The sequence below is a fragment of the Paraburkholderia podalyriae genome (assembly GCF_014397785.1).
In the GTDB taxonomy this organism is placed as follows: Bacteria; Pseudomonadota; Gammaproteobacteria; order Burkholderiales; family Burkholderiaceae; genus Paraburkholderia; species Paraburkholderia podalyriae.
In genome coordinates this window covers 1-6,684 of the sequence record NZ_VZQQ01000133.1, presented here as the reverse complement: position 1 = coordinate 6,684, position 6,684 = coordinate 1, and the positions used below count along the sequence as shown (strand labels likewise).

The 6,684-nt window shown below is 57.8% G+C and carries 6 protein-coding genes and 2 pseudogenes; 4 read left to right on the top strand and 4 right to left on the bottom strand.

Annotation, left to right across the window (positions count from 1 at the left end; all coding sequences use genetic code 11):
• Positions 1 to 164, top strand: a pseudogene (locus F6X42_RS44995) (aminotransferase); the annotation flags it as partial.
• A 50-nt stretch (positions 165 to 214) separates the two neighbouring features.
• Here the strand turns inward: F6X42_RS44995 and F6X42_RS46230 are convergent.
• Both F6X42_RS46230 and F6X42_RS41180 read right to left on the bottom strand, forming a co-directional pair.
• A pseudogene (locus F6X42_RS46230) lies at positions 215 to 750 on the bottom strand (IS630 family transposase).
• On the bottom strand, positions 728 to 1,249 hold the full coding sequence (locus tag F6X42_RS41180; RefSeq protein WP_187639515.1) for a helix-turn-helix domain-containing protein: 522 nt from the start codon (positions 1,247 to 1,249) through the stop codon (positions 728 to 730). Before F6X42_RS41180 ends, F6X42_RS46230 begins: the two are co-directional and overlap by 23 nt.
• Before the next feature lie 337 nt (positions 1,250 to 1,586).
• Between F6X42_RS41180 and F6X42_RS41175 the strand changes: the two genes are divergently transcribed.
• Together F6X42_RS41175 and F6X42_RS41170 are read left to right on the top strand one after the other, a co-directional pair.
• Positions 1,587 to 1,763, top strand: coding sequence for a hypothetical protein (locus F6X42_RS41175; protein WP_187639514.1), 177 nt, complete (start codon positions 1,587 to 1,589; stop codon positions 1,761 to 1,763).
• 374 nt (positions 1,764 to 2,137) lie between these two features.
• Positions 2,138 to 3,670, top strand: coding sequence for a TolC family protein (locus F6X42_RS41170; RefSeq protein WP_187639513.1), 1,533 nt, complete (start codon positions 2,138 to 2,140; stop codon positions 3,668 to 3,670).
• Between the two features lie 935 nt (positions 3,671 to 4,605).
• Here the strand turns inward: F6X42_RS41170 and F6X42_RS46655 are convergent.
• Complete coding sequence (locus tag F6X42_RS46655; protein WP_512699656.1) at positions 4,606 to 4,731, bottom strand: integrase core domain-containing protein; 126 nt, start codon at positions 4,729 to 4,731, stop codon at positions 4,606 to 4,608.
• Between the two features lie 399 nt (positions 4,732 to 5,130).
• On the bottom strand, positions 5,131 to 5,346 hold the full coding sequence (locus tag F6X42_RS46220; protein WP_376776524.1) for a hypothetical protein: 216 nt from the start codon (positions 5,344 to 5,346) through the stop codon (positions 5,131 to 5,133).
• Positions 5,347 to 5,500: 154 nt separating this feature from the next.
• Here F6X42_RS46220 and F6X42_RS41160 point away from each other — a divergent pair, with 154 nt between their 5' ends.
• Positions 5,501 to 6,208, top strand: coding sequence for a response regulator (locus F6X42_RS41160; protein WP_187639512.1), 708 nt, complete (start codon positions 5,501 to 5,503; stop codon positions 6,206 to 6,208).
• Positions 6,209 to 6,684 lie beyond the last annotated feature (476 nt).

The following is a 6,684-nucleotide window of genomic DNA, read 5'->3' as shown; positions in this document are numbered from 1 at the left end:
TGCTGCTCGAAGAGCGCGTGCTGCTCGTGCAGGGCACCGGCTTCAACTGGAAAACGCCGGATCACTTCCGCGTCGTGTTCCTGCCGAACGTCGACGACCTCGCGGATTCGATCAACCGGATCGCGCGCTTTCTCGACGGCTACCGCAAACGTCACACAGCCTGATGGCCCACCCACACAGCTGCTTCGCTTAAAACGCCGATTAAACAAGCGTCTTAAATAATGCAGCATAATCTTCGTCGAACCGCGTTTGGCCTGATCCAGTGTCGGAAGCAGGCGTGGACGGCCTCGAGGACTTCGGCGAGCGTGGCAAAGTAGCAGTCATTTAATGTCAGGCGCCGCGTCAATTTCCAGACGCGCTCGATAGGCGTCAGTTGCGGACTATAAGGCGGCAGGAACAGCAACGTCAGGTGCCGTCGGTACTTTTGCAGCAGCGGCTTAAGCAGATGGCATGGTGATATCTGGCGTTATCGAGCACGGCTACGATTTGCTTGCCGCTTCGTCGACGACACAGCAGTCGGCGCAGAAAAGACAGGAAAGTTTCTGCGTTGAACACAGGACAAACTTGCCACACGAAGCGGCCAGTGCTCAGGCTGACGGCGCCAAAGCATGCTACCGATTTGCGCGTGGGTGCGTGCATCAATACTGGATCGCGCACTTCCGGGGCCACCCCCATGCGACAGCGCGAGCCGTGCTGCTGAAAATGACGTTCATCCAGACTCCATGACTCAGCGTCGTCGCGCTTTGCCACGCGCCGCGGTTTTTACCGCAGCAACGCGAGCAGGATCAGACTGGGCCACCTGCGGGCATGGTTTGCGAAGCCGGAAACCCATCTGGCCAATCAGTCGCTGGCACTGACGCGCGCCGAGCCTGACGCCATAGTTCTTGTGCAAGTGCTCCGACAGAAGGGGGCCATCCCACAGGCCCGCCTCGAATCCGAACTCGCGTGGCGTCCTGCGCAGATCCGCCTCTACCCGACGCCATTGCGATTCATCCAGTGCGCGCGGACGTCCAGTCCGGTCGCCATCGCGCAATCCGTCAAAACCGCCTCGCTCGAAACGTCCGACCCATCGCTGCACTGTCGTTGCTGCCTGATCGAGCAACTGGCCAACCTCGGTGCATGAGTAGCCGCAACTAACCAGTAGTACCCCATGCATGCGGTGGTCATACCGCGATTCCTCACTGCGCTCAATTTCCTGTCGAATCGCGAGTTGCATGATCTCCGCATCTGCTATTTCAAGCTTGCGCATGGATGCCTCTCAAAAAAGAGTAACCATGCAATCATACTATGCTGCAATATTTATTTCGGCGTGTTTGGCTCCATCTACAGACGCCTGCTTTCAGCTTTCAGGCGCGACTACTCCATCTCTTCCAGCGCCCACAACCTATGCGCCCGCGCTGCTCAATTTGCCCGTCTACTTTCACCCAATTGCGCAATGTTTTGCCGCGACATCTTCAATTCCCGGGACACCGCCCGGATGCTCTGCCCTTCCCGGATCCGTTGCACTGCCGCCGCCTTGAACGCCTCCGCACATGCCCGGTTCGGCGTAAGCGGCTCGTGCGGGCCGTTGCAGACGGTGACCGCGGTTGGAACTGAAGAACGCGCTGAGTTCTGGCGGCATCTGGCTGCAAGGTTCGCATCGGTTCAACGAACTCGAGAACTATCTTGTGCCGCCCGCGAAGTTCGCCAGCCTCAAGCAGGCCAGCGAATTGCCGCTGGCCGTAACCACAGAGACGGCGTCGAGAATTCGGACGGGTCGCTAAGTTGGAAACCTAAGGCCTTGGTCGGCCATGATGCCGGACAAAGAGGAACCCAGAAATCATGAAACCGAATCGATGTGCACACTCCTCGGCGTCCAAGGTAAAGGTGGCGCAGGCGGAACTGGTCCAACCAATCGAAGTCACGCCGATATACAAATTCGTACTGGTCCTGTCACTCCGGTGCTGCAGTCCGATTCCGCCGGCTGACTGATTTTCCGACAATGAGATCCAGTACGAAATTTCAAGTTTCGTTCATCAGTCACGCGAAGTAGCCGAGGCAAACCCAGAGACGACGAAGATTGTTTCATCGTTCTGTCAATTCCAGGTCTCGGCTCATGTGTCGCGTCACCAACGATCAATCTGAGCGGTTTCCGATCATGACTCAAGATATTCGACCTGACGTGCAAAATGCGGTGCATGCCTTTACCCACCGGGACGGCCTCCCCGGTTTGGAACGCCGCCCCATGGCATGGCTGACTTTGGCACTTCTTAGCTTGCTGGCGAGTGGCCATGTAGGTGCGCAAACGAAGCCTGATCAGGCATTGGTAAGCGATGCCGCGATTGCACTGAAATCAATTTCGGCGGAGGCGAAACACCCGTCAACGTCGACGAGCCGAACGCCCCCAGCAACGTTCGCGCAGTGGCTTGAAACGCAACCGTCCAGTCCCGATGGCGTGCCTTCGACGGATTCCACCACGCTACGTCGCATCTTCCTTAACGCTGTCGAGAAGGCAGAGAAGCGCAGTCCCGAAGTGGGACAGGCGTATGCAGACTACGAAGCCGCGAATGCAGATGTCGACGAGGCGAAAGGGCAGCGATGGCCACAAGTTGACATAGGCTCGCAGACGCAGGGACTTAAATTTGGTCCTGGCAATCGGAATGGCTACGACAACGGCAATGTGGTTACGGCGACCATCACCACGACGGTGTACGACTGGGGCCGCACAAAGAACACTATTGGAAGCCGTGAGCATCTCTCGGATGCCGCGCGCAGCAATTACGCGGTGGTTCGCGACCAGAATGCGTTCGACGTGACGAGCACGCTTGTCGAGTTGGGCAAGCAACGCGCGATAGTTGGCCTGAGCCAGCAATTCGTCGAGCGCATGGCGACGCTCGTGAAAATGCTGAGTGAAATTGTGGCTGTCGACCGAGGTCGCGGCAGCGAACTCACGCAGGCGAAGGCCCGTCTGCTGCAGGCTGAAGCCGCGCGTGATTCCGCACAAGCTAAGGTGCGCGATGCAGAATTGAAGTTGCAAAAGCTGGTGGGTGAGACCACGCCGCCGCTTCCGCCCACGCACCACTGGCCCATCCGACCGGGCAATCTGCCGCAACTTCTGCAGCAGGTAGATACTCACTCGAGCCTGCGACAGATTCAGTCCGAGGCTAATGCGGCCAACCTGAATGCCAAGGCGGTGAAAGCGTCAGGGCTGCCGTCGGTGAACTGGGTTGTCAGTGCGAATGCCGGCGTCGGAGGCGCGGGACAACGAGCGCCATGGCAGACCATGATGACGCTCAACTGGGCAGCATTTCGCGGCGGCTCAACGCAGGCGGCGACGGCTGCGGCCGGGTATCGAGCACAGGCTACGTGGCAGCGCTTCGATCAGCGGCGGCGTGACCTTGAGTATGGGATTCGCGCCGCGGATCAGGATGCGCACACCATGCTCAGCCGCGCGGACCAATACGAGCGACTATCCGCCGAGACGGATCAGGTGCGCAAGGCCTTCTTCGAACAGTGGTACCACTTGGGCAAACGAACCCTGCTCGATGTGTTGCTCGCCGAGAATGATCACTATGGCAACAGCGTGAGCGAAGTGACGAATCGCTTCGACGCCTACGCGGCGGTACTGCAGGAATACGCGGCGGCAGGTGCCTTGGTTGACTGGCTAGAGACTGCTCGCTCAGCCGGTTGAGCGCACGGAAGCGGGATTGCTGGACGCAAGCGATGATCGACCGTACGCATGTGCTGTCGATTCCGCAATAGACGCGGCTGGCCGGCATCGCGAGATCGAGCACGTATTACCGACAGTGGCCGGTGAGCGAGGCCAATCAGTTGCAGATGCGACGAATCGACGACCGGCACACGGATTTTCCTGTTTGTCGGAGCTCGGATCCGGCCGCGCCTGTTGCATCGGGAAGGCCATGACGGTGGCCGCCGCCGCACCGACCGCTCACCGACGATATCAACCTTGAGATCGGTCGTGGGCTGTGGGTGGTCGAGCTGGAAGAAGTGATGACGATTGGAGAACTGCAGCGTCGGGGACGCTTTTTGTCTCCGTCATCGCCGCTCGACTGAACATGGGCCGCAAGACGATACGCAAATACGAAGGATAGCGATCAGGCGTGCCGCTACGGCCCGGGTGCGCCGCGACCGTGGTAGTCGACTGTTCGTCACCTTGATGACCGAACACGAACGCATGTGCCGGCAATGAGCGTTGAACGGCTGTCATGAAAGCAGCTTCGGAGAAATCCACAGGCCGAGTGCGTTGTCTTTGTAAGAATATTTGTTCTTGTTTGCAAACCAGATTGTAGGATCGGTCAAAGCTTTGTCAGCTATCGCTCTGCGACGTGTCATTCCGACAATTCAGGTCAGTCGGATGTTTCCGGACGGTTGCCCATTATTTTGGGTTGCCGCGATTGTTGTGCACGATATTCTGACATAATCACTCAACGTCAGGATAACTAGGAATGTGTCTGAATGAGCGCTTTTTCTTGAGCTGGACAAACCCGCCACACTCGAGCGGGAAGAGGTGGTCTCGGCCTTTCGGACGGGTTTTCGATACTTTCAAGTGGAGCGTCCGAGACAATCATGCTGCCGAGTTGATCGCACGCAGCGTAGCGACGTGCCTCACCCGGCGTGTGCCAGGCTCGAATGGGGCCATTTCCAGTTGTACAGCTCGATGTATTCGCCAATGGAGCGCCGAGCATGGCTGACCGACTCATTGGCCTTCAGAGAGACTTCCTCGTACTTGATGTTGGGCCGGGCTCATTCGACGACCGCGTTGTCACGCGAGCTGCCACGGCCATCCATCGGCAGCCGGATGCCTCGGTCCAACAAGGCATCGGTGAACGGGTCCCCCGTGCACTGGCTGCCTTGATGGGTGCTCACGATGTCGGGCAGCGAGTGGCGCGCGAATGCTTCCTCGAGTGCGTCAATAGCGTCCTTTGCTTGCAGCGTGATGGCGACCCGGTTTGCGAGTACTTTGCGATTCGTTCAGTCCGCCACCGCTGTGAGAGTCACGAAGTCACGCACCGTTGGAATATACGTCGTGCCGCGTGTCCACGCCTGGTTGGCCCGCTTGATCTGCAGGCTGCGCTGCAAATGCGGGCAGACACTGTGTTGTTCGTTGCCGCGGCTGGTGTTTGGCTTGCACTACAGCGACTGCGCACCCATGAGCCTCTGTGCTGCGGCAAACGGAAACTCCGTATGCAGTTCGTCGATTCGTCGCATCAGCAACTGTTTGACCTCTCTCACCGGCCGCGGTCGGGAATGCGCGAATTCGGCCAGCGTCCGCTCGAATTTAACCGCTGCCAGCGCCACCTTGGCTTTGAACGCGGAAAAGTGCGTCCGCCGGGTTCTCTTGGTCATCTTTCGGGTTCCTTTGCCACGACTATCGCTGGCCCAGGCCCCGGTCAATCGATTTGCTCGGCTATCCGAATCGGTGCAGCCGTTTCCCAATCATTATCGATTTATTCAAAATCTGTAATGTATGTGACTACATTTCAATGCAGGAAAACTTCAAATGGATGATTTCACCATCCGGGTCATTCTCGCCGATGACCATCCAGCAGTCGTTGCCGGATTACTTCATACGCTCAAGAAGCATCGCACGCTTGACGTTGTGGATACGGTTGGCAATTCTACCGAATTACTTGCCGCACTTGGCAAGCAGCCGTGCGACGTACTCGTGTCGGATTACGCGATGCCCGGCGGCGATTACGGCGACGGCATCACACTGTTTTCGTTTTTGCGGCGCCGGTACCCGGCTCTACGGATTGTCATATTGACCATGATTGACAATCCTGGTGTTATTCGCTCCATTCTCAAACTAGGCATTGAATGCATTCTCAGCAAGGCTGATACGACGGATCATCTGCTAGCTGCAATTCATGGCGCATACGCAAATGGTCGTTATTTTTCCCCTGCCATATCGAAGATTGTCTGGCAGCTCGACATCGAATCGGCGGGTTCCAGTAGCCGCGCGCTCACCAAGCGTGAATCTGAAGTAATTCGGCTGTTTGTATCGGGACTCTCTGTCAACGAAATTGCGGCGCGACTCAAGCGCAGTAAACAGACCATCAGCGCGCAAAAGACCAGTGCCATGCGTAAGCTTGGAGTGGAGACCGATACCGAGCTGATCAAGTACTCGATCGGCGTGGCGCTTGCGGAGGAGCCGGATAACGAAGACCGCAATGGTGGGCCGGACGACACAAAACCGGGGGCAAGCTAACGCCATCGGGCCGCGACAATCTTGGCGAGACCAGCGGTTCTGCTTGACGCTTATATGAACGCCGCCCGGCTTGCAAGGAAATAACACTGCGACGCTCGATGAGGGTTTGGCTGCAGGCTTATATCCGGCGTCTGCAGCGCGATGCTGCGCGCCCTGATGGAATGCGCCAAGAACGGCCTCTACTATCCAGCGCGCTCGAAGCGCTCAGCGTCAATCAGGCTTATGTTCTTGCGGTCCAACCTATCTTGCCATCACGTCGTTATTTACCTTCGCAACCTTCCAGCGTATTTGCGACTCGCTGTTTTGCTACGCTAGGCAGCCTGTCGCATGGTCGCATAGTCCTGCTGATACGTAAGCGGCTCGGCAGGGCCGGTCCCCGATTCGCGCGCGCGTGGGGCATGATGTGAGAGCGTGGGTAGGTCCGGCGTAGACCACGTGAAGATCGTTCCATGATCGTGGCCACGATCTATCTGGAT